Source organism: Sulfitobacter sp. M13 (assembly GCF_053474885.1).
On the sequence record NZ_CM130281.1, the window covers coordinates 2,604,418 to 2,626,200 of the forward strand.

The following is a 21,783-nucleotide window of genomic DNA, read 5'->3' on the forward strand; positions in this document are numbered from 1 at the left end:
GGCTCCTATTCTTCGGGGTCTAGCCGCACCAGTGCTACACCCGCCTCGACCTGATCACCAGCCTGCGCCAGAACCTCGGCGACGGTGCCATCACGCGCGGCAAGCAGGCTGTGCTCCATCTTCATCGCTTCCAGCACGGCAAGGCGGTCGCCTTTGGTGACCTTCTGGCCCACCTTGGCATCCACGACACGTACAAGACCGGGCATCGGGGCCTCGATCAAGTTGCCGTCGCCATGTCCACCCGCAGCCCGCGCCAACGGGTCGATGACGTCAAACACCAAGCCGTAGCCGTCAAACACGGTCACACGCCCCGCTGCGACAAACACCGCGGCCGCGTGTTGCCCGCCCACAGACCAGCGCCCGCCGATCCGCTGCGCGATAACTTCGGTCCCGTCAACGGACCAGACTTGATGATCGGACGATACCACCTGCACATGCAGCAGATGATCCTCGCCGCCCCAGGTCAAGCCGACTTCACGGCGCAAGGGCTGCCACAGGGTGAACCCTGCCGCCTCGATCGGGTCCAGCAAAGACAGAGCCGCCATCCCCGCAAGGGCTGCATGGCGCGGCTGAACCTCGGGGGCTTGGGTTAACGCTTCGATATCGCGCCCGATCAGGCCGGTATCCACATCCCCCGCAGCAAAGTCTTCGTGGCCCGCCAACGCGCCCAGAAACGCAAGGTTTGTCACCGTCCCCGCGACCTCGCACCCGTTTAGGGCTGCGCGCAACCGCGACAAGGCGATCTCGCGCGTGTCCCCATGCACGATTACCTTGGCGATCATCGGATCATAGAACGGGCTGATCGTATCGCCTGCGCGCACGCCGCTGTCGGCACGACACGCGGGTGTAAACTGCAAATGGGTCAACGTGCCCGTGGCGGGCAAGAACCCTTTAGGCACATCCTCGGCATAGAGCCGCGCCTCGAACGCGTGCCCTTGGATCGACAGTTCATCCTGCCGCAACGGCAACCCTTCGCCCGCGGCAACCCGCAACTGCCATGCCACTAGATCGATGCCAGTGATGGCCTCGGTCACGGGATGTTCCACCTGCAAACGGGTGTTCATCTCCATGAAAAAGAACCCGTCCGTTTGCAGCCCGCCAGAGCCGTCGACGATGAATTCAATTGTGCCCGCACCGGCATAACCGATTGCCTCGGCCGCCGTGACCGCTGCCTGCCCCATCGCATCGCGCATCTCGGGCGTCATACCAGGAGCAGGGGCCTCCTCGATCACCTTCTGATGGCGGCGCTGAAGCGAGCAATCGCGTTCAAACAGATGCACGGCTTTGGTCCCGTCGCCAAAGACCTGCACCTCGATATGACGAGGCTTGGTGACGAATTTCTCGACCAATACATCGGCATTGCCAAAGGACGTCTTGGCCTCTGAACGTGCGCTGTCCAGCGCCGCCTGAAACCCGCCCGCCTCTTCGACCAGCCGCATGCCTTTGCCGCCGCCCCCGGCCACAGCCTTAATCAATACCGGATACCCGATCTTGTCTGCCTCTGACGCCAGCAACGCATCGTCCTGATCCGCCCCGTGATACCCCGGCACAACCGGCACACCTGCTTTGACCATCAACGCCTTGGCCGCATCCTTCAGCCCCATCGCACGAATGGCCTTGGCCGACGGGCCGATGAAGACCAGCCCCGCCGCCTCTACCGCGTCCACGAAATCGGGATTTTCGGACAGAAAGCCATATCCCGGATGGATCGCCTGTGCGCCGGTATCCAGCGCGGCCTGAATAATCACCTCGCCGCGCAGATAGCTATCCGCAGGGGAAGACCCGCCGATATGCACGGCGGTATCCGCCATCGCCACATGTTTCGCCGCGCGGTCCGCGTCCGAATACACCGCCACACAGCGTACCCCCATGGCCTGCGCTGTCTCCATCACGCGGCAAGCAATCTCGCCCCGGTTCGCAATTAATATTGTATCAAACATCAGGCGTAATCCTCGATCAAAGTGAAGCGCTCGCACATCAGCTTCATGTCGGGCTTGAACCCGCCGGTCCGGTGGAAATACGCTTCGTACGCCGCGCGCCAGTGGTCCAGATCCCTGAACTCGCCCTGTGCTGCGACAAACTCGGCGTCTACCTCGTTGAACCTTCGGGTCGCGACCTCGACCGTTTCAATCATCACCGCCGGTGTGCCATCCCAGTTCAGCGCGATATCGCGACGGCCCACCTCGGGGTAGGCATCGCCCCCCGCCCCGTAAGCAGAAGCCGCCTCGCAGGTCGCTGTTTTCTTGCCCGCACGCACGAGGGCGATAATTTCGGCGCATACGGTCGGGCTGTCGCCAAACCGGAATGTTTCCGCGTCCGGATTGGCGTCTACGATCTGTTGCAATGATTTTGTCATAACGGTCCCCTTACATCCGGAACACGCCAAAGCGTGTATCCTCGATCGGCGCATTCAAACTTGCCCGCAGCGATAGCGACAGCACCTCGCGGCTGTGGCGCGGGTCGATCACGCCGTCATCCCAAAGCCGCGCGGTTGCATACAGCGGGTGCGACTGTTCTTCGAACATATCTATCGTGGGCTGCTTGAACGCGGTCTCTTCTTCTTCGGTCCAGCTGTCGCCTGCGCGCTCAATTGCGTCACGTTTGACCGTGGCCAGAACCCCAGCGGCCTGCGCCCCGCCCATAACCGAGATGCGCGAGTTGGGCCATGTCCACATGAAGCGCGGGCTATATGCGCGCCCCGCCATGCCGTAGTTCCCCGCGCCGAACGATCCGCCAACCAACATGGTGATCTTGGGGACGTTGGTCGAGGCCACGGCTGTCACCATCTTGGCCCCGTGCCGCGCGATGCCTTCGTTCTCGTATTTCCGCCCGACCATAAAGCCGGTGATATTTTGCAAAAAGACCAGCGGGATTTTGCGCTGCGAACAGAGCTCTACAAAATGCGCACCTTTCTGGGCTGATTCCGAAAACAGCACGCCGTTATTTGCGACGATCCCCACGGGACAGCCTTTGACATGGGCAAAACCGCAGACCAGCGTTTCGCCGTAGCGGGCCTTGAACTCGTCAAAGCGACTGCCATCGACCAGGCGCATGATCACTTCGCGGATGTCATAGGGCGTGCGCAAATCGGCGGGAACAACTCCCAGCATTTCCGCCGGATCATAGGCGGGCTCTTCGACGGGTTGCCACTGCACATTGGCCACGGGTTTACGGTTCAGCCCGGCCACAGCGCGCCGCGCCAGTGCCAGCGCATGGGCGTCATCCTCGGCCAGATAATCCGCCACGCCTGACAGACGCGTGTGCACATCGCCACCGCCCAGATCCTCGGCGCTCACTAACTCGCCTGTGGCGGCCTTGACCAGCGGCGGTCCCGCCAAAAAGATCGTGCCTTGCTCTTTGACGATGATCGACACATCCGACATCGCGGGCACATAGGCCCCCCCTGCGGTGCACGAGCCCATGACCACCGCGATCTGGGGGATGCCCTTGCCGCTCATCCGCGCCTGATTATAGAAAATCCGGCCAAAGTGATCACGGTCGGGAAAAACCTCGTCCTGATTAGGCAGGTTCGCGCCGCCACTATCCACCAGATAGATGCAGGGCAGATGGTTTTCCTCGGCGATCTCTTGGGCGCGCAGGTGTTTCTTGACGCTCATCGGAAAGTAGGTGCCGCCCTTAACCGTCGCGTCGTTGCATACGATCATACAGTCGATGCCCTGCACCTTGCCGACGCCCGCAATCACCCCTGCCGCGGGGGCCGCACCACCGTAAAGCCCATGAGCAGCCAACGCGCCGACCTCAAGAAAGGGCGATCCGGGATCAAGCAAATTGGCCACCCGTTCACGGGGTAGCATCTTGCCTCGGCTCACGTGGCGGGCACGGGATTTCTCGCCGCCGCCCAGTTCTGCCGCACCCGCCGCTTCGCGGATTGTTTGCAGCGCAGCCAGATGCGCCGCCTCGTTCGCCTTGAAACTTTCGGACGAGGGCAAAGCTTGCGAAATCAGCTTCATTTCGGTCTCCTTGATCGAATGGAATGGGGGGACGTCACGGTCGGGTGTCGCATCATGCGGCCCCTTCGGCAGCGGCGCGGGCCTTGAGCTCGCGGCGGATCACCTTGCCTGTGACGGTCATTGGCAAAGCGTCCAGAAAGGCCACCTCGCGCGGGTAGGAATAGCTGGCAAGGCGGGTCTTGACCCAGTCTTGCAGGGTCTGTGCGTCAACGGTCGCACCGGATTTGCGCACGACATAAGCTTTGACGATCTCGGTCCTCAGCGCATCGGGCTTGCCGACGACACCGCAGGTTGCGACTTCTGGATGGGTCAGCAGGCAATCCTCGATCTCTGCCGGACCGATGCGGTAGCCGCTTGACGTAATCACATCATCCTCGCGCCCGACAAAGCGCAGATAGTCGCCATCGAATACGCCGCGATCGCCGGTCAGCATCCAATCGCCGCGATATTTCTGCGCCGTTTCATCCTGCCTCTGCCAATAGCCCAGCATCATCGACGCCGATCCCTTGCGGATTGCGACGTCGCCTTCGTCTTTTGTCGGATTTCCATCCACGTCGAGCACCGCGACATCATGGCCTGGAACAGGTTTTCCGATACATCCCGGGCGGGGTGGAAACTGGCTGCTTGCGCTGGTGGCGACCATATTGCATTCGGTCTGGCCGTAGAATTCGTTGATCGACAGGCCAAAGGCCTGTCGCCCCCACGCCAGCATCTCTGCCCCCAAAGGCTCCCCGCCCGATGCGACCGATCGCAGGACCGCAATCTCGGCCCCTTCGGCCTTGAGCATCCGCAGCGCGGTTGGCGGAAAGAACACGTTACGCACATCGCCGTCCCGGATAATACGGGCGCAGGCCTCGGGCGAGAATTTGGGCAACCGCGCGGCGACCACCGGCACGCCAAGTGCCAACGCCGGCATCAGCACATCAAACAGTCCGCCGATCCATGCCCAATCCGCCGGGGTCCACAGGCAATCGCCGCTTTGCCCCAAAATATCATGGCTCAGCGAGACGCCAGGCAAGTGGCCTGTAAGCAGCCGGTGCCCATGCAGCGCGCCCTTGGGTGGACCGGTTGTGCCAGAGGTATAAATCAGCACCGCCGGATCGTCGGGTTTAGTGCTGGCAAAAGGCACAGGATCACCCGCAACACCGAACCTATCGGCCATCAACGGGGTCGCCAGATCGCCCAACAGGTCGCGCCCTTCGGGATCGGTCAGAACCAGCGGTACGCCCGCATCCCGCACCCGCGACGCCAGCGCATCATACTTGAAGAGCTTGAACAAAGGCACTGAAATTGCACCGATTTTCCAGATCGCAAGATGGGCAGCCGCGCACCATGGGCTTTGCCCTAACAGCACGCCGACACGATCGCCAACTTGCACGCGTTGCACCAACGCGCGTGCCAATCCGTCAACCATATCGGACAGCGCGCCAAAGCTTACATCGTGCCGTGCGTCGCCCGTCATGTCGATGATCGCCAGCTGCGCGGGATCCTGCGCCAGACATTGTGCTGCCATGTTCATCCGCGCCGGAATATCCCATGCGCCCGAACGGTCCAGTCCTGGCAGGGCGTGGGCCATCAGTCTTCCCACACGTCCAGCGACAGAGCCTGACGCGCTGTCTGCTCCATCAGGCAGCTGATCGCAGCAGGCCCCTGACCTGTGCCGCCTTGCCACAGCGCAGCCTCATAGGTGCAGGCTTTGTCACGAAATTCGATCCAGGCGCGTTGCATCGCGCGCAGGGCGTCAGCCACACCGGCTCTGTCTTCGGAAGAGGGTACCGCATCCGCATCCCTCCGTTTTGCCTGAACCATCACAGCGGCGTAATTGTCATTCAACCGCTGGTCCCAGAATTGCAGTTCACGGTCCAGACAGCCGCCCATGCCGTAGGTGCTGCTTCCGCCTGGCGTATCCTCCATACACTGGTTCGCCGACGCGCCCGCGCAGGCCAGCTTTGCCGCATAGCCCTCTGCGTCGGCCAGACAGAGCTCTGTCCCGCGATCGCTATACTGCAGGTCCTGCGCGGCAAGCGGTGAGGCGCACAGCATCAAGGCAAGGGCGACGCGTTTCACGCCATCGCTCCCATCATCTCGCGGCCCACCAGCATACGACGGATTTCCGAGGTCCCTGCCCCGATCTCCATCAGCTTGGCGTCGCGGAAGATACGGCCCACGGGGTTGTCAGACAGATAGCCCGCGCCCCCCATTGCCTGCACCGCCTGATGCGCCTGTTTCATCGCTTCTTCGCTGGCATAGAGACAGCAGGCGGCGGCATCGGCGCGGGTCACATCACCGCGGTCGCAGGCCTTGGCGACCTCGTAAACATAGGCACGGGCAGAATTCATCGCGGTGTACATATCCGCCATCTTGCCCTGCATCAGCTGGAAGTTCCCGATGGGCTGCCCGAACTGCTTGCGCTCGGCCATATAGGGCATGATCTCGTCCAGACAGGCGGCCATAATCCCAAGGCCGATGCCTGCCAGCACCACACGTTCGTAGTCCAGGCCAGACATCAGCACAGCCACGCCGCGTCCTTCATTGCCCAGAACGTTTTCGAACGGGACCTCGACATTATCAAAGATCAGCTCGGCCGTGTTCGACCCGCGCATCCCCAGCTTGTCGAAATGCTGACCAGTTGAGAACCCCTTCATATCTTTCTCGATCAAGAAGGCGGTGATCCCTTTTGATCCGGCATCGGGGTCGGTCTTGGCATAGACGACCAGCGTGTCGGCATCGGGGCCATTGGTGATCCAATATTTGTTGCCCGACAGGCGGTAGTGGTCGTTGCGCTTTTCCGCGCGTAGCTTCATCGATACCACGTCGCTGCCCGCAGAGGGTTCGGACATCGCCAGCGCGCCCACATGCTTACCAGAGCACAGACCCGGCAGAAATTTCGCCTTTTGTTCGGGGGTACCGTTCAGGCGGATCTGGTTGACGCACAGATTAGAATGCGCGCCGTAAGAAAGTGAGACAGAGGCAGAAGCACGCGCGATTTCTTCCACCGCGACGGTATGCGCGACATACCCCATGCCAGAGCCGCCGAACTCTTCCTCTACCGTCATACCCAGCAGACCAAGGCCGCCCATCTCTTCCCAAAGCTCGGGCGGGAATTCGTTTTTAGTATCAATATCAGCGGCCATTGGTTTGACCCGCTCTTGCGCCCAGCGATGCACCATATCGCGCATCTCGTTCACATCATCGCCCAAATCGAATTTCATGGTGGTGTTGAACATAGACCCCTCCCCGAGTTTATTGAACAGTTGTTCATTACACTACACTTCTCGTGGATTCGGTCAAGCGAATGTCGCACGGGCGGGGAACTGGACCTGCATCGTTGATGTTACACCTATAACACATTTACGAAAGGACGCAGCGACATGAGTACATCATTGAAGAAAGAATTCTGGGACCGCATTGATGACACCCGCATCGGGATGCTGGCCACCGACACCGCCCGCGCCATCCCGATGAGCCACTATGCCGACCATGACGCGAACTGCCTGTGGTTCATCACTGCACGTGATACCGATCTGGCGAAATCGGCCCAAACGGGTGCCGCGGCAGAGTATCTGGTGACCAGCAAGGACGAACATCTATACGCTCGCATCGACGGCACGGTTCAGGCTGTTACGGACCCCGCCAAGCTGGACGAACTATGGAACGCCTTTGCCGCGGCATGGTTCAAGGACGGGCGCAAGGACGACGACGTGCAACTCGTGCGCATGGACCTGAAACAGGCCGAGGTCTGGTTGACCGGCGGCAGCCTGTCCTTCCTCTACGAGATCGCCAAAGCCAACGTGACCAAGCAGGTTCCAGATGCAGGCGAACACGGGGTCATCAATTTCTAAAGGGGCGGTCTCTGGATAGACGTCCATCTCACGGATAAGGGTCCGGCAGACGTCCGGCCCTTTGGAAATTTAAACGAACGCGACGGGCCGGTGCGCCGTTACCCCTGCTGGAACACACGCGAGACTTCGCCGCGGATAATGCGCGCAATCATGGCACAATCCTCTAACGAGAATGTCAGCGGTACGCGCATGTCAATGATGCTGGCAAGCACTGCATCGCTGGCGGGCAGCGCGGGGGATTTGGCGTAGTGCCATGAATCATAGCGGCTGGTGAAACCGACAGGTTCTGCGCCGCCGAACCACTTAAGCTCCACGCCGCGGGCGGCACAGCGTGACAGGACGGCTTCTATGGCGGATGACTGCCAGCCTGATAGCAGGAACTGAATTGATGATCCGACAAAGTCTTCTGCCTCGGGGCGGCCGATCACGGTCAGCCCAGGGGTATCGCGCAAACCGTCGTCGACGACCTGATACCGCGCATTCCACTTGGCAATCTGAGCATCAAGCCGCCGCACCTGCGGACGCAGGATCGCGGCGCGCAGATTGTCCATCCGGCCTGAAATATTGGGCGTGTCGTATTTGATCGCCTCGAAGGTTTCGGGCGGGGGGCCATCCACATGCCGTTCATAGAGCATATAAGACCCCGACAGCATGATCGCCCGCGCTGCCACCTCGGGATCATCGGTGACCAGCAGTCCGCCCTCGCCTGCGTTAACATGTTTATACGTCTGGCACGAATAGCATCCCACAGCCCCATGCCGCCCCGAAGGCACGCCGTTCCAGCTGGCCCCCATGGTATGCGCGCAATCCTCGACCACGGTGACACCGGCGGCATCACAAAGCGTCATCAGCGCGTCCATATCGCAAATGTGACCCCGCATATGGCTTAGCAGCAGAACCCGCGCATGATCCAGTTTGCCAGCCAGATCCTCCAGATCGATCACCAGCCCCTCTGTCACATCGACAAAGACAGGCTCTGCCCCGACCGCGGCAATTGCACCGGGCACAGGGGCGAGTGTAAAGGCGTTGGATAACACCCGGTCTCCGGGTTTGACGCCGACAGCCCGCAGGGCGGTCGCGATGGCATAGCCGCCCGATGCGACGGCAAGGCAGTATTTCGCCCCGACAATCGCTGCGAATTCCTGCTCAAGCAGCGCGACCTCTGCAGTCTCTCCGACCACGGTGTTATAGCGGTGCAGTCGCCCGTGGCGCATTACGGCGACAGCGGCGTCAATGGCGTCTTCGGGAATGGGTTCTTGTTGGGTAAAGCTGCCGGTGAAGACCTCTGCCATTTTTGCTGCCATGTCAGGCTGCACCGATCAGACGGGTCACGATATCAGGCAGGTCGTCATAGTGGTCCAGCAAGGCTTCGGGGGCCAGTGCCGCCATATCGTCACCCGAGGGGCCAAAGGACACCAGCACGCAAGGCACCCCCGCCGCGCGCGCCGTCTCGCGGTCGGTGTTGGTATCCCCCACCAGCAAGCACAGCGCCGGATCACCCCCGGCACGGCGGGCCGTTTCGAACAGATGTTCGGGATCAGGCTTGCGCATCGCCAGCGTGTCAGCCCCCACCATCGCGCCAAAGGCATCACGCACGCCGAGCCTTGTCAGCAGCGTATGGGCCAGCGCTTCGGGTTTGTTGGTGCAGATTGCCACGCGGTAACCTGCGGCTTTCAACGCCGCTACTGCCTGCATCGCGCCGGGGTAAAGCACCGTATGCGTGTCGATCTCGCGGCCATAGGCCTCTAGCAGCATGGGATAATAGCGGTCGATCGTTGCCTCGTCTTCTGCCCGACCCAGCCGTTCCATTCCCAAACGCAGCATCGCGCGCCCGCCCTTCAAGGCCGTGCCCGCGTCGGTTTTCGCGTCCAGAACATCGCCCTCGCCCATATCCCGGAAGCACGCATTGGCCGCGGCAATCAAGTCACCGCTGGTGTCTGCCAAGGTCCCGTCGAGGTCGAATACTACCGTTTTCATCGGCATTCCTTTGCTGAATGTGTTGCAGGCGGAAATCTTCTTTGATGACCCCTAGCCTTGCGCAAAATCGTCAACAAGGTAAAGAGAGCGGACATTAAATTGATTAAAGAGATTATACATGGAAGTCGCACTGATCCTTTTGGCCGCAGGCAAAGGTACCCGTATGCAATCGGACCTGCCAAAGGTTCTGCATGCCGTCGCCCACGCACCGCTTTTAGAACACGCTATGGCCTCTGGCGCGGCATTATCGCCTGCCCGTACGGTCGTTGTTGCGGGTCACGGTGCCGATCAGGTGCGTGCCGCAGCCCAAGCATTTGACGACGAAGCGCAGGTTGTGGTCCAAGAAGAGCAGCTTGGCACGGCCCATGCCGTTGGACAGGCACGCGAGGCCCTTGCAGGGTTCGACGGGACGGCCATCGTGCTGTACGGAGATACGCCTTTTGTGCAGACTGAAACCCTCGAAAAAATGTGTGACGCGCTGAAGTCGAACGATGTCGTTGTGTTGGGCTTCGACGCTGCCGATCCCGCGCGCTATGGCCGGCTGGTAATGCAAGGCGACAGCCTGGATCGCATCGTCGAATACAAAGACGCCACAGATGAAGAGCGCGCGATAACGCTTTGTAATAGTGGCGTTGTTGCTTGCAAATCTGATCTATTGTTTGACCTAGTTGACGCCGTTAGCAATGACAACGCGTCGGAAGAATACTACCTCACCGACATCATCGGCATTGCACGGGATCGCGGGCTGAAAGCCACTGCTGTCACCTGTGACGAGGCCGAAACAATGGGCGTGAATTCCCGCGCTGATCTGGCCGCTGCCGATGCCGCGTTCCAATCGCGGGCTCGTGCGGCGATGCTGGAAGACGGCATCACGCTGATGGCCCCCGATACCGTCTATTTCGCACGCGATACCTATATCGGCCGCGATACGGTGATCGAACCCAACGTGGTTTTCGGCCCCGGCGTGACCATCGAATCCGGTGCCACTATCCGCGCGTTCAGCCACCTTGAAGGGTGCCATGTCGCCCGTGGTGGCATCATCGGCCCCTACGCCCGTCTGCGCCCCGGTGCAGAGCTGTCCGAGGATGTGCGCATCGGCAACTTTGTCGAGGTTAAGAACGCGCAGATCGCCGAAGGGGCCAAGGTGAACCACCTAAGCTACATCGGCGACGCCACCATCGGTGCCAAAGCCAACATCGGCGCGGGGACAATCACCTGCAACTACGACGGCGTGATGAAGCACCATACCCATATCGGGGCCAATGCGTTTATCGGGTCAAACACCATGCTGGTGGCACCCGTGCATATCGGCGACGGCGCGATGACAGGATCAGGCTCGGTGATCACGTCGGATGTAGAGGCAGACGCACTGGCGCTTGCGCGCGCACCGCAGGTAGAAAAACCCGGCATGGCCCGGAAATTGTTCGAAATGTTAAAGGCTAAGAAGGCCAAACAGCAGAGAGGCAGCTAATTATGTGTGGTATTGTCGGTATCCTTGGCCAACACGAAGTTGCGCCTACCCTCGTCGAAGCCCTGAAACGCCTAGAATACCGCGGCTATGACAGCGCCGGTATCGCCACGGTTGACGCAGGCAAGCTGGACCGCCGCCGGGCAGTCGGAAAGCTGGTAAACCTGTCAGACCTGTTGGTGCATGAGCCGCTGGCCGGCAAGTCAGGCATCGGCCACACCCGTTGGGCCACCCACGGTGCCCCCTCCGTCACCAACGCCCACCCGCATCAGGCGGGACCCGTGGCAGTCGTGCACAACGGTATCATCGAGAACTTCCGCGAACTGCGGGCTGAGCTGGCCGAGGACGGCGTAAAATTCGTGACCGAAACGGACACGGAAACCGTTGCGCTGCTCACCCAGAAGTACATGGCCGAAGGATTGGGCCCGGTTGATGCCGCAACCAAAACCATCGCACGTCTGCACGGGGCCTTTGCGCTGGCGTTCCTGTTTGACGGCGAAGACGATCTGATGATCGGCGCACGCAAAGGGGCCCCGCTTGCCGTGGGCTATGGCGACAACGAGATGTATCTGGGCAGCGACGCGATTGCCCTGTCGCCGATGACGGACCGCGTGACCTACCTTGAAGAAGGCGACCGCGCTGTGCTGACCCGTACATCGGTCAAGATTTACGATGCCAATGACGCGCCCGTTGATCGTGTGGTTAAGAAAATCAGCCTCGACACCACCCGCATCGACAAAGGCGGCCACAAACACTTTATGGCGAAAGAGATCGCCGAACAGCCTGCCGTCATCGGCGAGGCGCTGTCGCGCTACCTGACCGCGGACGGAGAGATCATGCTGCCCGATCCGGGCCTCGACTTCACCAAGCTCGACCGGATCACCATGGTCGCCTGCGGGACGGCCTTTTATGCTTGCCTCACGGCAAAATACTGGTTCGAGCAGATTGCCCGCCTGCCGGTTGAGGTCGATGTGGCCTCGGAATTCCGGTACCGCGAACCGCCGATTTCCGACCGGACGATGGCCCTGTTTGTCAGCCAGTCGGGCGAAACCGCCGATACACTCGCAGCCCTGCGCTATTGCGCGGGCAAGGCTGATCTGATCGCCTCGGTCGTGAATGTCACTGAGTCCTCAATTGCACGTGAAAGCAATCTGGCGCTGCCGATCCATGCTGGCGTAGAGGTCGGTGTGGCATCCACCAAAGCGTTCACCTGCCAGTTGACCGTCCTGTTCCTTATGGTGCTGAAAGGCGCCGTGGACCGCGGTGCAATCACCAAGGAAGAGCAGGCAGATTACGTCTCTGGCCTGCGGTCCATGCCGTCGCTGATCAATACTGCGCTCGAACAAAACGAGGCGCTGCGCGACGAGGCCTACAAGCTGTCTTCGGCACGCGACGTGCTGTTTCTGGGGCGCGGCGCGATGTTCCCCCTCGCCCTAGAAGGTGCATTGAAACTAAAAGAAATCAGCTATATACACGCCGAAGCTTATGCATCCGGAGAGCTAAAGCACGGGCCCATCGCTCTGATCGACGAGAACGTTCCCGTGGTGGTCATGGCCCCCAACGACGCGTTGTTCGATAAAACCGTCAGCAACATGCAAGAAGTCATGGCGCGCAAGGGCAAGGTCATCTTGATCTCGGACCGCGCAGGACTGGATGCAGAATCCGAAGGCACATGGGGGCAGATCGAAATGCCGCCGGTTGCAGATGCACTCGCCCCGATCCTTTATGCCATCCCTGCCCAACTGCTGGCCTATCATACTGCCATCGCCAAGGGGACAGATGTCGACCAGCCACGCAACCTAGCCAAATCGGTGACCGTAGAATGAACCTAACTCCCTATATGAGAATGAACCTAACTCCCTATATGGCGCAGCTCAACGCATTGGCTGACCACACTGCCGTCGACAAACTGCACAGCACTCACAAGGTGGATCGCCCCTATCTGGGCGTGACCAACCCGCAGATCAACGATCTGACCAAAACCTGGCGGGCCGAGCTGTCGTTGGCTGACCGGATTTCACTGGCGGACGCACTGTGGCAGACTGACATTTTCGAAGCCCGGCTCGCGGCGGCGAAACTGCTGACCCAAGCCCGCCTGCGCCCCGATGACGAAGCGGCGTGGCAGTTGATCCAAAGCTGGGTGCCCGATTTTGACAGCTGGGCCATCGCCGATCACGCCTGTATGGCGGCGCAAAAGCGGTTGCTTGCCGATCCTCAGCGTCTGGATGTTGTCGAAATCTGGGCCCAATCCGGAGAGCTTTGGTCAAAGCGCGCAGCTTTGGTCGCCACATTACCGTGGACCAAGCAGAATAACCCAAAACCCGAAGAGCTGGACGCCCGCGAGCGTATTCTTGGCTGGGCGGCGGGCTATCTGCCGGTCAAGAACGGTATCTTGCAAAAGGCCATCGCGTGGTGGGTACGCGACCTCAGCCGTCATGATCCAGCGCGGGCCGCAGAGTTTATCGAAGCCAACCGCACGCCCCTCAAGCCTTATGCGATCAAAGAGGCGGCACGGTATATGCCAGACTTCCCGCTTGAAGCAGCAGCCGATGACACCGACGCAACGTCGGAAGACTGAAATTGCATGGCTGATCCTGAACGAGAACGGGCGTCCAAGGTTTTCCTCGGACGCCCGTTTTGCATTTGATGTTATAGGACCGCCAGAGTTACCCGTTCGTTGACACTTCGACCTTGGTCAGATCCGTCAGCGACGCCCCGATCAACCGCAATGCAGACAGTGACATACGGCTGCCGCCCGATGCAGGTCCGTCCAGCGGGATCAGCTCTACGGTAGAGGATTTACCAGTCGCGGGGTTGGTCACGCGGCCCTGCATCTCTGATTTCACCAGCGGCGTTTTCAGCCACAGCCCCGGTTCGGTCGCACTGCCAAGCGAGGCCACGGTCGTGCCAAGTGACTTGGCCCCCGACGCTGCGGGTTTGGACGCCTCGGCGCGCTGTTCAGCCGTCGTGGTATCCAAGGCATCCGCCGTGCGCGCAGCTGCAGGCGGGCGCGGCGCGGTGGTGGCCGGCGACGGTGTTGCCGTTTCGCCCGTTTCGACACCAGTTTCTGCTGTAACCGCGGGCGTACTTTCGTCGCCGGCCTTGTTACCCAGACCCATACGATCCGTTACGCCGGCACATCCGGCCAGACCCACGACAGCGATACCTAAAATAATATAATGTTTCATGGAATAAATCTAACCTTCCAACGAAGCCGCTTCAATCTCCTAAATGCTACTTGCCCCGCGATGGGCCGATGTTTACCTATGGGATATGAATGCACCTTTGATTGACCCGTTCGCCCGCGCTATCACCTATCTGCGCGTCTCTGTTACAGATCGCTGTGACTTTCGCTGTGTTTATTGCATGTCCGAGAATATGACCTTCCTGCCCAAAAAGGAACTTCTGTCCTTGGAAGAGCTGGATCGGCTGTGCACCAACTTTGTCGATCTCGGCGTGCAAAAGCTGCGCATCACAGGGGGCGAGCCTTTGGTGCGGAAGGGTATCATGACCTTCTTTAACAGCATGACCCGCCATCTGGACGCCGGCACGCTCAAAGAGCTGACGTTGACGACCAATGGCAGCCAGCTGGAGCGTTACGCCGCCGACCTTTATGCCGCCGGTGTGCGCCGCGTGAATGTGTCGCTGGATACGCTGGACGATCAAAAGTTTGCCGATATCACACGCTGGGGCCGCCTGCCCCAAGTCCTGCGCGGTATTGATGCTGCGCAAAATGCGGGGCTGCGGGTCAAAATCAACGCCGTGGCGCTGAAGGGCTTTAACGAGGCCGAGCTGCCCAGCATGACCGCGTGGTGTGCCGAGCGCGGCATTGATCTGACGTGGATAGAGGTGATGCCCATGGGCGATCTCGGGAACGAGGACCGTTTGGGCCAGTACTGGTCCCTCAAAGACGTGCGCCGCGCCTACGAGGATCACTACACCGTTACCGATTTGGCAGAGAACACTGGCGGGCCTGCCCGTTATGTGCGGCTTGAAGAGACCGGTCAGAAGATCGGGTTTATCACGCCGTTGTCCCATAATTTCTGCGAAAGCTGTAACCGCGTGCGGATCACCTGCACGGGCGAGATCTATATGTGTCTGGGTCAGGAAGACGTGGCCGACCTGCGTGCGCCCTTGCGCAACCACCCCGAGGATGACGCCCCCCTAAAAGACGCCATCCGCGCGGCGATCAACCTAAAGCCCAAGGGCCATGACTTTGATTACTCACGGCAAAAGCTGGATGGGCAGATGCCCCGCCACATGAGCCACACAGGCGGCTGACCCGACCGTGTCCGCGCCCTTTCTGTACCGCGCCTGGGTTCTTGCCAGCCGCTGCCTGATCCCCTTTGCCGCCAGCGCAGAGGCCCGCAAACTGCACGGGCAAGATGTGCCCGCTGCCCGCGCGGGCGAGAAACGCGGTATTGCGACGCTGCCGCGCCAGACGGATGGCAAGCTGGTCTGGGTCCATGCAGCATCGGTCGGAGAAAGCCTGTCGGTGCTGGCGTTGATCACCCGCATGGGCATCATGCTGCCCGACGCGCAATTCCTGATCACATCGGGCACCGCGACCTCGGCCAAGCTGGTGGCGCAGCGTCTGCCGCCGCGCAGCGTGCACCAGTTCGCCCCGCTTGACGCGCCCGGCCCCCTTAAGCGCTTTTTGTCCCACTGGCGCCCCGATGCCGCGATTTTTGTCGAAAGCGAGATTTGGCCCCAGATGCTGCGCCGGACCCATGCGACAGGTGCGCCGATGGCCTTGGTCAATGCACGGATGTCTGACAAGACCGTGGATTTCTGGGAGAAATGGCCTCGCACAGCCTGCTATCTGTTTGATGTTTTTACGCTGATCCTGACCCAGAATGACGCGATGGCACGCAATATGATCCGCATGCACGCCCCTGCCGATCGCGTGTCGCGCGGGGTGAATCTAAAATCTATGGCCGGCCCTCTGCCTGTCGACGACAAGGCGCTTGCACGGGTGACCGCGGCGCTTGACGGGCGGCCCGTATGGGTTGCCTCCTCGACCCACGAAGGCGAAGAACGGACTGTACTTGCGACGCACCGCAAGCTGTTACGCGACCTGCCCGATCTCTGTCTGATACTTGCCCCCCGCCATCCCGAACGCGGCGACGCGGTCGAGGTACTGGCCCATGATGCTGGCCTGACCGTCCAACGGCGCAGCCGCGGCGACGCGCCGGGCGGGCAAGTCTATCTGGCGGATACGCTGGGTGAATTGGGTCTGTGGTACAGCCTGTCTGACGTGGTTTTTCTGGGCGGCTCTCTTTTGCCCATTGGCGGGCACAACCCGTTCGAGGTGGCGCAATCGGGCGCTGCTGTGCTTTCAGGCAACCATGTCGCGGCTTTTGCAGAGACCTATGCGCAGCTTGAAACCGAAGGGGCCGCGCGGATTGTGGCGGACGGCGAAGACCTGACCGCCCGTGTTCTGTCGCTCTTGACCAATCCCCAAGAGCTCGCGACGATGACCGCAGCCGCATCCCGTTTCATCGCCGCGCAGGACGACCAGCTGGATGCGATAGCCAGCCGTCTGATCACCACTCTCAAGTTGGATACCCCATGACGCACCCTCTTGCCCGCACCGATGTGATCGCCCCGAACTTCAAGCGCCGGCTGAGCGGCGTCACCGCCACTGTGATGCGGCTGGTGCCGGTGCAATCACGTGACATATCGATCGTAGCGACCGGTCCTGTCGTCCCCGAGGACGTGCCACAGGTGCCTTTGTCGTCGCTGATCACCATGTCGCGGCGGGGGCCATCAGCCTCTGGTTGGCGGGTCTGGCACGCGCGGCGTAACGTAGAGATGCTGAGCGGGCTGGCGCTGCGCTATCTGCTGGGCAAACGGCTCAGGCTGATGTTCACCTCGGCCAGCCAACGCGAGCAGACCGGCCTGACGCGCTGGCTGATCCGGCGGATGGATACCGTGGTTGCGACCTCGGACCGGACCAACGCCTATCTGGAAAACCCCGGCCATGTGATCATGCATGGCATCAACACCGAAGGTTTTGCCCCCTCGCCCGACCGCGCCGCCTTGCGCGTCGAGCTTAAGCTGCCGGTGAATGCGACGCTGGTGGGCTGCTATGGCCGTATCCGCGCGCAAAAGGGCACTGATGCCTTTGTCGAGGCCATGCTGCCCATCCTGCGCGATCATCCCGATGTCGTGGCCCTTGTGATGGGGCGCGCGACCGAGAAATACGAAGCTTTCGAGAAAGGCCTGAAAGACCGCGCCCGTGCCGAGGGCCTGTCGGACCGGATGCTCTTTCTGCCAGAGGTGCCCGTAGGCGATATGGCCGATTTCTACCGTGTGCTGGATCTTTATGTCGCGCCGCAACGCTGGGAAGGGTTCGGACTGACCCCGATCGAAGCGATGGCCTGCGGTGTGCCAGTCGTCGCTACCCGTGTGGGCGCGTTTGAAAAGCTTGTGGTGCAAGGCACAACCGGCCTGCTGGTGGACCCAGACAATATCCCCGCGCTTGAGGCCGCGACACGCGATGCCCTGTCTGACCGGACGCGTCTGGCGGCGTGGGCAGAGGCCGGGCGCAGCTATGTCGTGTCGGATTTTTCGATTGCGCGCGAAGCCGCGGCATTGGTCAAGATTTACCGTAAACTGCTGGCCGCATAGGGCGCGGGTTTCCCCACGCCCCATGCGCATGAGCCTTAGCCGATTGGCATACGCTGTTCGGCGATACCTGCCCACCAGCTGCAGCCGGCAGGGATGATATCGTCGTTAAAGTTATACATCGGGTGGTGCACCATCGCGGTGTCGCCATTGCCGACCAGAATATAAGCACCCGGACGCTCTTCGAGCATAAAGGCGAAATCCTCGCCGCCCATGACCAAGGGCGCTTCGTCACATTGCCCTGAAATACCGCGCGCGACATCCGCCGCGAATTCGGTCTGCGCGTCGTGGTTCACCATCACCGGATAGTTGCGCACGTATTTGACCCGTGCCGTCGCGCCAAAGGTGGTGGCGATGCCTTCGCAAATCTCTGTCACGCGTTTTTCTGCAAGATCGCGCAGGTCGTTTGACAAAGTGCGCACGGTGCCCAGCAGGTTCACACGCTGCGGGATGACGTTGAATGCCTTGGAGGAGGATTCAATCGAGGTAATGGACACCACGATATTGCCCACAGGGTCCGCATTCCGGCTGACGATGGTTTGCAGCGCAGTGATGATATGCGCGGTCACAACGCCTGTATCGATGGTCTCATGCGGCTTGGCAGCGTGGCCGCCCAGACCTTCGACCTCGATCTCGAGCAGATCGGTGGCCGCAAAGAACGGGCCGGGGCGAATGCTGAACTGACCTGCGGGAATACCGGGCCAGTTGTGCATGCCATAGACTTCTTGGATGCCCCAGCGGTCCATCATGCCATCTTCGCACATCTCGCGCCCGCCGCCGCCACCTTCTTCGGCGGGCTGAAAGATCACCACGACCGTCCCGTCAAAGTTCCGCGTTTCGGCCAGATATTGCGCCGCCCCCAAAAGCATCGCCGTGTGGCCGTCGTGGCCGCAGGCGTGCATCGCGTTGGGCGTCTTGGAGGCATAGTCCAACCCGGTTTGCTCGTGGATCGGCAGCGCGTCCATATCTGCGCGCAGCCCGATGACCTTGCCCGACGCGGTAGAGTTGCCCTTGATCACGCCGACAACGCCCGTACGCCCGATGCCTTCGACGACTTCGTCGCAGCCAAAGGCCCGCAGCTTATCAGCAACCGTGCCAGAGGTGCGGTGTGTCTCAAACAAGATTTCGGGGTGTTCATGCAGATCACGTCGCCATGCGGTGATGTCGGTGTGCAATTCGGCAAATCGGTTCTTAACGGGCATTTTTCGAAGTCCTCGAAGTCTGGGGGATAAAAGCATGCGGCGTGCCCCTTTTCAGGGCAAGCCGCTGGCTAGGCTGGCAATCTTGTTTCAATCATTTCCGCGTACCAGCTACAACCTGCGGGGATCGCGTCATCGTTGAAATTATACATAGGGTGGTGGACGGTGGGCCCGTCGCCATTGCCCAACATGATATAGGCACCGGGGCGCTGGTTCAGCATATACGAGAAATCCTCCCCCGCCATAATCGGGGGCGTGTCACGGTCCACACCGGGCGTGATGTTTTCCGCCACATCGGCGGCATAGCCGGTGTTGGTCTCAGCATTCACCGTGATCGGGTATCCGCGTTCATAGGTGATGTCGGCGGTACATTGATGGGCCGCGCAGGTATGGGTCACGACCGATTGCAAGCGGTCTTGCACCAGATCGCGGATGCTTGCATCAAGTGTGCGGACCGTGCCGCGCAAACGCACTGTCTGCGGCAAGACGTTGTGGCTGTCGGTGTCGGATCGCATGGTGCAGACCGACACCACCGCATTCTTGATCGGGTCGACATTGCGCGCGGCAATGGATTGCAGTGCCACGACGACATGGGCCGCAGCAAGGTTGGTATCAATCGCTTCATGGGGGGCAGCGGCATGACCACCCTGCCCGGTGATTGTAATATCGAATTCATCCGCCGCCGCCAGCAACGCCCCACACCGGATCGCGAATGTGCCGACAGGCTGATCAGGCATATTGTGCATGCCGTACACTTCGTCGATCGACCACCGCTCCATCAGACCTTCCTCGACCATGACATTGCCGCCACCGCCGCCCTCTTCGGCGGGTTGAAAGATCAGCACTGCGCGCCCGTCGAAATTGCGTGTTTCCGCCAGGTATTGCGCCGCACCAAGCAGCATAGCGGTATGCCCGTCGTGGCCGCAGGCGTGCATCTTGCCCGCTGTTTTTGACGCATATTCAAGCCCCGTCGCCTCTGTGATCGGTAGCGCGTCCATATCCGCCCGCAACCCGATGCTGCGCCCCGAGGTATTGGTCTTTCCCTCGATCACCGCGACGATACCGGTTTGCGCCACGCCTGTCGTGATATCGGTGATGCCAAAACTGCGCAGCTTCTCTTCGACAAAACCCGCGGTCTGTGGAAGATCGAATTGCAGTTCGGGAATGGTGTGCAGGTGACGCCGCCATGCTGTGATCTCGGCGTGTGTTTCGGCAAAGCGGTTCTTGATCGGCATCGGCGCGCGTTCCTTTTTATTATGACTAAACGTTGGGGCCCAATATCATGGGACTTCCATCGGTGAACCGCGCAAGGCGGAACCGGCTAAGATCATGGCCAGCACCCTCTCCGGTTGCCAGACGAGCCAAAACGCGGCCCATACCCGGCCCTATGCCGAAGCCGTGGCCTGACATGCCGGTGCCAATCGTGAGCCCCGGCAGTGCTCCCACGGTATCTACGACAGGGACAATATCGGGCATGGTGTCGATCATACCTGCCCATGCGGATTTCAGCTTTATCGGACCAAATTCCGGAAACATCGCCGAAAAATCACGCAGCAGGCGGCGGATCTTGGCCATATTGGGGGCGGGATCCAGGATGCGCATCGCCTCGAACGGGGATGGGGCGTCCGGCTGCCAGCGCCGTTTGGTTCCCCATGCATCGGGGAAGCCTTTGGGTGCAAACGGATGGAGCCGTTGGCCAAAGGGATCGGCAAGCAATTGCGTCATAAAGTGAGGCAACGCGCGGAACGCATCCGGCCCGACGAACAGCTCGGGCGCACCGGGTGGGGCAAGGGTATAGCCGCCATCCTCGCGGCGACGGAATGCGACCCGCCCGTCTGATACCGCACCCGCATAGACTTCGGGCAAGGGCTCTGTCGCTGCCACATTTTCGCGCACAGAGAGTTGCGGCATCGAAATACCGTGGTTGCGTAGAAACAGCGCCGACCAGGCACCGCCCGCCAGAACCACCTGCGAGGATTTGATACGGCCCTGTTCGGTGATCACCCCTGCAACACGCCCCGCAGCAATGTCGAGTGCACGTACGGCGCAATTTTCGATGATCTGCACGCCCTCGCGGGCGGCGATACCGGCCAGTGCGGGCACGGCGACCCAAGGCTCCGCGCGCATGTCCGACGGCGTGATCAACGCGCCGATCTGCGGTGTGGCGAGGGTGGGAAAGAGCCGCGTCACCTCGGCAGCCGTCAACATCTTGCTATCCGCGCCATTGGCCCGCGCATGGGGCAGCCAGTCTTCGTAGCCGGCAAGTTGCGCCGGTTTCTGCGCCAAATAGGCAATTCCGCCTTGCCGTAGACCGATATCGACGTCTGTTTGCCCTGCCAGATCACGCCAGATCGCCTGCGCCTCGGCCATGATAGGCATCTCGTCAGGATCCCGCCCCTGTTGCCGGATCCAGCCCCAGTTGCGGCTGGATTGTTCGGCAGCGATGCGGCCTTTTTCCAGCAAGGTCACAGAATGCCCGTCACGCGCAAGAAAGAGCGCGGTGCAGACCCCGATGATCCCGCCGCCGATCACAATGATATCCGAGGCCGCAGGGGGCGGGCCGGGATAGGTGATGGGGGTGATGGCATTAATCGGGAACGGCTGCATGGTCAGGCTCTGTTCTGCGTTGGCGTCGCGGGCGGCGCAGGCCTGGGTCGGGGGCCAGCCCCCGGCGCCGCAGGGCGGTCCCTCCCCCG

General features: G+C 61.0%; 19 protein-coding genes. 7 read left to right on the top strand and 12 right to left on the bottom strand.

Going from position 1 to position 21,783, the window contains the following annotated elements; translation table 11 throughout:
• Nucleotides 1–5: 5 nt before the first annotated feature.
• From ACVBAU_RS12535 to ACVBAU_RS12560, 6 genes are read right to left on the bottom strand one after another with little or no spacing between them, the layout of a single operon-like run.
• Nucleotides 6–1,940, bottom strand: a complete 1,935-nt coding sequence (locus tag ACVBAU_RS12535) for an acetyl/propionyl/methylcrotonyl-CoA carboxylase subunit alpha (protein WP_448326665.1) — start codon at nt 1,938–1,940, stop codon at nt 6–8.
• Nucleotides 1,940–2,356 (bottom strand): ASCH domain-containing protein, encoded by a 417-nt coding sequence (locus ACVBAU_RS12540; RefSeq protein ID WP_335744212.1) that lies wholly within the window; start codon nt 2,354–2,356, stop codon nt 1,940–1,942. Before ACVBAU_RS12540 ends, ACVBAU_RS12535 begins: the two co-directional genes overlap by 1 nt.
• Before the next feature lie 10 nt (nt 2,357–2,366).
• Entirely contained in the window at nt 2,367–3,971 is a 1,605-nt protein-coding gene (locus ACVBAU_RS12545; protein WP_448326666.1) for a carboxyl transferase domain-containing protein, read from the bottom strand.
• A 52-nt stretch (nt 3,972–4,023) separates the two neighbouring features.
• Nucleotides 4,024–5,547: an AMP-binding protein gene (locus ACVBAU_RS12550; protein WP_448326667.1), complete on the bottom strand. Its 1,524-nt coding sequence runs from the start codon at nt 5,545–5,547 to the stop codon at nt 4,024–4,026.
• Nucleotides 5,547–6,038 (bottom strand): lysozyme inhibitor LprI family protein, encoded by a 492-nt coding sequence (locus ACVBAU_RS12555; protein WP_448326668.1) that lies wholly within the window; start codon nt 6,036–6,038, stop codon nt 5,547–5,549. Before ACVBAU_RS12555 ends, ACVBAU_RS12550 begins: the two co-directional genes overlap by 1 nt.
• Nucleotides 6,035–7,198, bottom strand: coding sequence for an isovaleryl-CoA dehydrogenase (locus tag ACVBAU_RS12560; RefSeq protein ID WP_138923020.1), 1,164 nt, complete (start codon nt 7,196–7,198; stop codon nt 6,035–6,037). The genes ACVBAU_RS12555 and ACVBAU_RS12560 overlap by 4 nt, the downstream gene beginning before the upstream one ends.
• Before the next feature lie 144 nt (nt 7,199–7,342).
• On the opposite strand from ACVBAU_RS12560, the gene ACVBAU_RS12565 reads away from it, so the two are divergent.
• Nucleotides 7,343–7,813: a pyridoxamine 5'-phosphate oxidase family protein gene (locus ACVBAU_RS12565; protein WP_138923019.1), complete on the top strand. Its 471-nt coding sequence runs from the start codon at nt 7,343–7,345 to the stop codon at nt 7,811–7,813.
• A 98-nt stretch (nt 7,814–7,911) separates the two neighbouring features.
• Here ACVBAU_RS12565 and ACVBAU_RS12570 read toward each other — a convergent pair whose 3' ends face one another.
• Both ACVBAU_RS12570 and ACVBAU_RS12575 read right to left on the bottom strand, forming a co-directional pair.
• A complete protein-coding gene (locus ACVBAU_RS12570) occupies nt 7,912–9,105 on the bottom strand; it encodes a DegT/DnrJ/EryC1/StrS family aminotransferase (protein ID WP_448328985.1) in 1,194 nt (397 codons plus the stop codon).
• 13 nt (nt 9,106–9,118) lie between these two features.
• Nucleotides 9,119–9,790, bottom strand: a complete 672-nt coding sequence (locus ACVBAU_RS12575; RefSeq protein WP_138923017.1) for an HAD-IA family hydrolase — start codon at nt 9,788–9,790, stop codon at nt 9,119–9,121.
• A gap of 118 nt (nt 9,791–9,908) precedes the next feature.
• Here ACVBAU_RS12575 and glmU point away from each other — a divergent pair, with 118 nt between their 5' ends.
• The 3 genes from glmU to ACVBAU_RS12590 are packed head-to-tail and all read left to right on the top strand — an operon-like array spanning nt 9,909 to nt 13,836.
• Nucleotides 9,909–11,261 (top strand): bifunctional UDP-N-acetylglucosamine diphosphorylase/glucosamine-1-phosphate N-acetyltransferase GlmU, encoded by a 1,353-nt coding sequence (gene glmU, locus ACVBAU_RS12580; RefSeq protein ID WP_448326669.1) that lies wholly within the window; start codon nt 9,909–9,911, stop codon nt 11,259–11,261.
• A gap of 2 nt (nt 11,262–11,263) precedes the next feature.
• Nucleotides 11,264–13,084: a glutamine--fructose-6-phosphate transaminase (isomerizing) gene (glmS, locus tag ACVBAU_RS12585; protein ID WP_448326670.1), complete on the top strand. Its 1,821-nt coding sequence runs from the start codon at nt 11,264–11,266 to the stop codon at nt 13,082–13,084.
• 20 nt (nt 13,085–13,104) lie between these two features.
• The gene (locus tag ACVBAU_RS12590) at nt 13,105–13,836 is read left to right on the top strand and encodes a DNA alkylation repair protein (RefSeq protein ID WP_448328987.1); all 732 of its coding nucleotides are present in this window, start codon (nt 13,105–13,107) and stop codon (nt 13,834–13,836) included.
• Between the two features lie 88 nt (nt 13,837–13,924).
• On the opposite strand, the gene ACVBAU_RS12595 is transcribed toward ACVBAU_RS12590, so the two are convergent.
• Nucleotides 13,925–14,446, bottom strand: coding sequence for a hypothetical protein (locus ACVBAU_RS12595; protein ID WP_138923013.1), 522 nt, complete (start codon nt 14,444–14,446; stop codon nt 13,925–13,927).
• Nucleotides 14,447–14,531: 85 nt separating this feature from the next.
• On the opposite strand from ACVBAU_RS12595, the gene moaA reads away from it, so the two are divergent.
• From moaA to ACVBAU_RS12610, 3 genes are read left to right on the top strand one after another with little or no spacing between them, the layout of a single operon-like run.
• The gene (gene moaA, locus ACVBAU_RS12600) at nt 14,532–15,539 is read left to right on the top strand and encodes a GTP 3',8-cyclase MoaA (RefSeq protein WP_448326671.1); all 1,008 of its coding nucleotides are present in this window, start codon (nt 14,532–14,534) and stop codon (nt 15,537–15,539) included.
• 7 nt (nt 15,540–15,546) lie between these two features.
• Nucleotides 15,547–16,833, top strand: a complete 1,287-nt coding sequence (locus ACVBAU_RS12605; protein ID WP_448326672.1) for a 3-deoxy-D-manno-octulosonic acid transferase — start codon at nt 15,547–15,549, stop codon at nt 16,831–16,833.
• Nucleotides 16,830–17,891 (top strand): glycosyltransferase family 4 protein, encoded by a 1,062-nt coding sequence (locus ACVBAU_RS12610; protein WP_448326673.1) that lies wholly within the window; start codon nt 16,830–16,832, stop codon nt 17,889–17,891. The genes ACVBAU_RS12605 and ACVBAU_RS12610 overlap by 4 nt, the downstream gene beginning before the upstream one ends.
• 35 nt (nt 17,892–17,926) lie before the next feature.
• Here the strand turns inward: ACVBAU_RS12610 and ACVBAU_RS12615 are convergent, their stop codons facing one another.
• From ACVBAU_RS12615 to ACVBAU_RS12625, 3 genes are all read right to left on the bottom strand, one after another.
• A complete protein-coding gene (locus ACVBAU_RS12615; RefSeq protein ID WP_448326674.1) occupies nt 17,927–19,090 on the bottom strand; it encodes a M20 aminoacylase family protein in 1,164 nt (387 codons plus the stop codon).
• A 68-nt stretch (nt 19,091–19,158) separates the two neighbouring features.
• Entirely contained in the window at nt 19,159–20,322 is a 1,164-nt protein-coding gene (locus tag ACVBAU_RS12620) for a M20 aminoacylase family protein (protein WP_335744223.1), read from the bottom strand.
• Between the two features lie 25 nt (nt 20,323–20,347).
• The gene (locus ACVBAU_RS12625) at nt 20,348–21,694 is read right to left on the bottom strand and encodes an NAD(P)/FAD-dependent oxidoreductase (protein ID WP_448326675.1); all 1,347 of its coding nucleotides are present in this window, start codon (nt 21,692–21,694) and stop codon (nt 20,348–20,350) included.
• Between the last annotated feature and the right edge of the window lie 89 nt (nt 21,695–21,783).

Excerpts from the sequence above, each read along its gene's own strand:
- ACVBAU_RS12535 (WP_448326665.1), bottom strand. The coding sequence starts at position 1,940 with ATGTTTGATACAATATTAATTGCGAACCGGGGCGAGATTGCTTGCCGC.
- ACVBAU_RS12540 (WP_335744212.1), bottom strand. The coding sequence starts at position 2,356 with ATGACAAAATCATTGCAACAGATCGTAGACGCCAATCCGGACGCGGAA.
- ACVBAU_RS12545 (WP_448326666.1), bottom strand. The coding sequence starts at position 3,971 with ATGAAGCTGATTTCGCAAGCTTTGCCCTCGTCCGAAAGTTTCAAGGCG.
- ACVBAU_RS12550 (WP_448326667.1), bottom strand. The coding sequence starts at position 5,547 with ATGGCCCACGCCCTGCCAGGACTGGACCGTTCGGGCGCATGGGATATT.
- ACVBAU_RS12560 (WP_138923020.1), bottom strand. The coding sequence starts at position 7,198 with ATGTTCAACACCACCATGAAATTCGATTTGGGCGATGATGTGAACGAG.
- ACVBAU_RS12565 (WP_138923019.1), top strand. The coding sequence starts at position 7,343 with ATGAGTACATCATTGAAGAAAGAATTCTGGGACCGCATTGATGACACC.
- ACVBAU_RS12570 (WP_448328985.1), bottom strand. The coding sequence starts at position 9,105 with ATGGCAGAGGTCTTCACCGGCAGCTTTACCCAACAAGAACCCATTCCC.
- ACVBAU_RS12575 (WP_138923017.1), bottom strand. The coding sequence starts at position 9,790 with ATGAAAACGGTAGTATTCGACCTCGACGGGACCTTGGCAGACACCAGC.
- glmU (WP_448326669.1), top strand. The coding sequence starts at position 9,909 with ATGGAAGTCGCACTGATCCTTTTGGCCGCAGGCAAAGGTACCCGTATG.
- glmS (WP_448326670.1), top strand. The coding sequence starts at position 11,264 with ATGTGTGGTATTGTCGGTATCCTTGGCCAACACGAAGTTGCGCCTACC.
- ACVBAU_RS12590 (WP_448328987.1), top strand. The coding sequence starts at position 13,105 with ATGAACCTAACTCCCTATATGGCGCAGCTCAACGCATTGGCTGACCAC.
- ACVBAU_RS12595 (WP_138923013.1), bottom strand. The coding sequence starts at position 14,446 with ATGAAACATTATATTATTTTAGGTATCGCTGTCGTGGGTCTGGCCGGA.
- moaA (WP_448326671.1), top strand. The coding sequence starts at position 14,532 with ATGAATGCACCTTTGATTGACCCGTTCGCCCGCGCTATCACCTATCTG.
- ACVBAU_RS12610 (WP_448326673.1), top strand. The coding sequence starts at position 16,830 with ATGACGCACCCTCTTGCCCGCACCGATGTGATCGCCCCGAACTTCAAG.
- ACVBAU_RS12615 (WP_448326674.1), bottom strand. The coding sequence starts at position 19,090 with ATGCCCGTTAAGAACCGATTTGCCGAATTGCACACCGACATCACCGCA.
- ACVBAU_RS12620 (WP_335744223.1), bottom strand. The coding sequence starts at position 20,322 with ATGCCGATCAAGAACCGCTTTGCCGAAACACACGCCGAGATCACAGCA.
- ACVBAU_RS12625 (WP_448326675.1), bottom strand. The coding sequence starts at position 21,694 with ATGCAGCCGTTCCCGATTAATGCCATCACCCCCATCACCTATCCCGGC.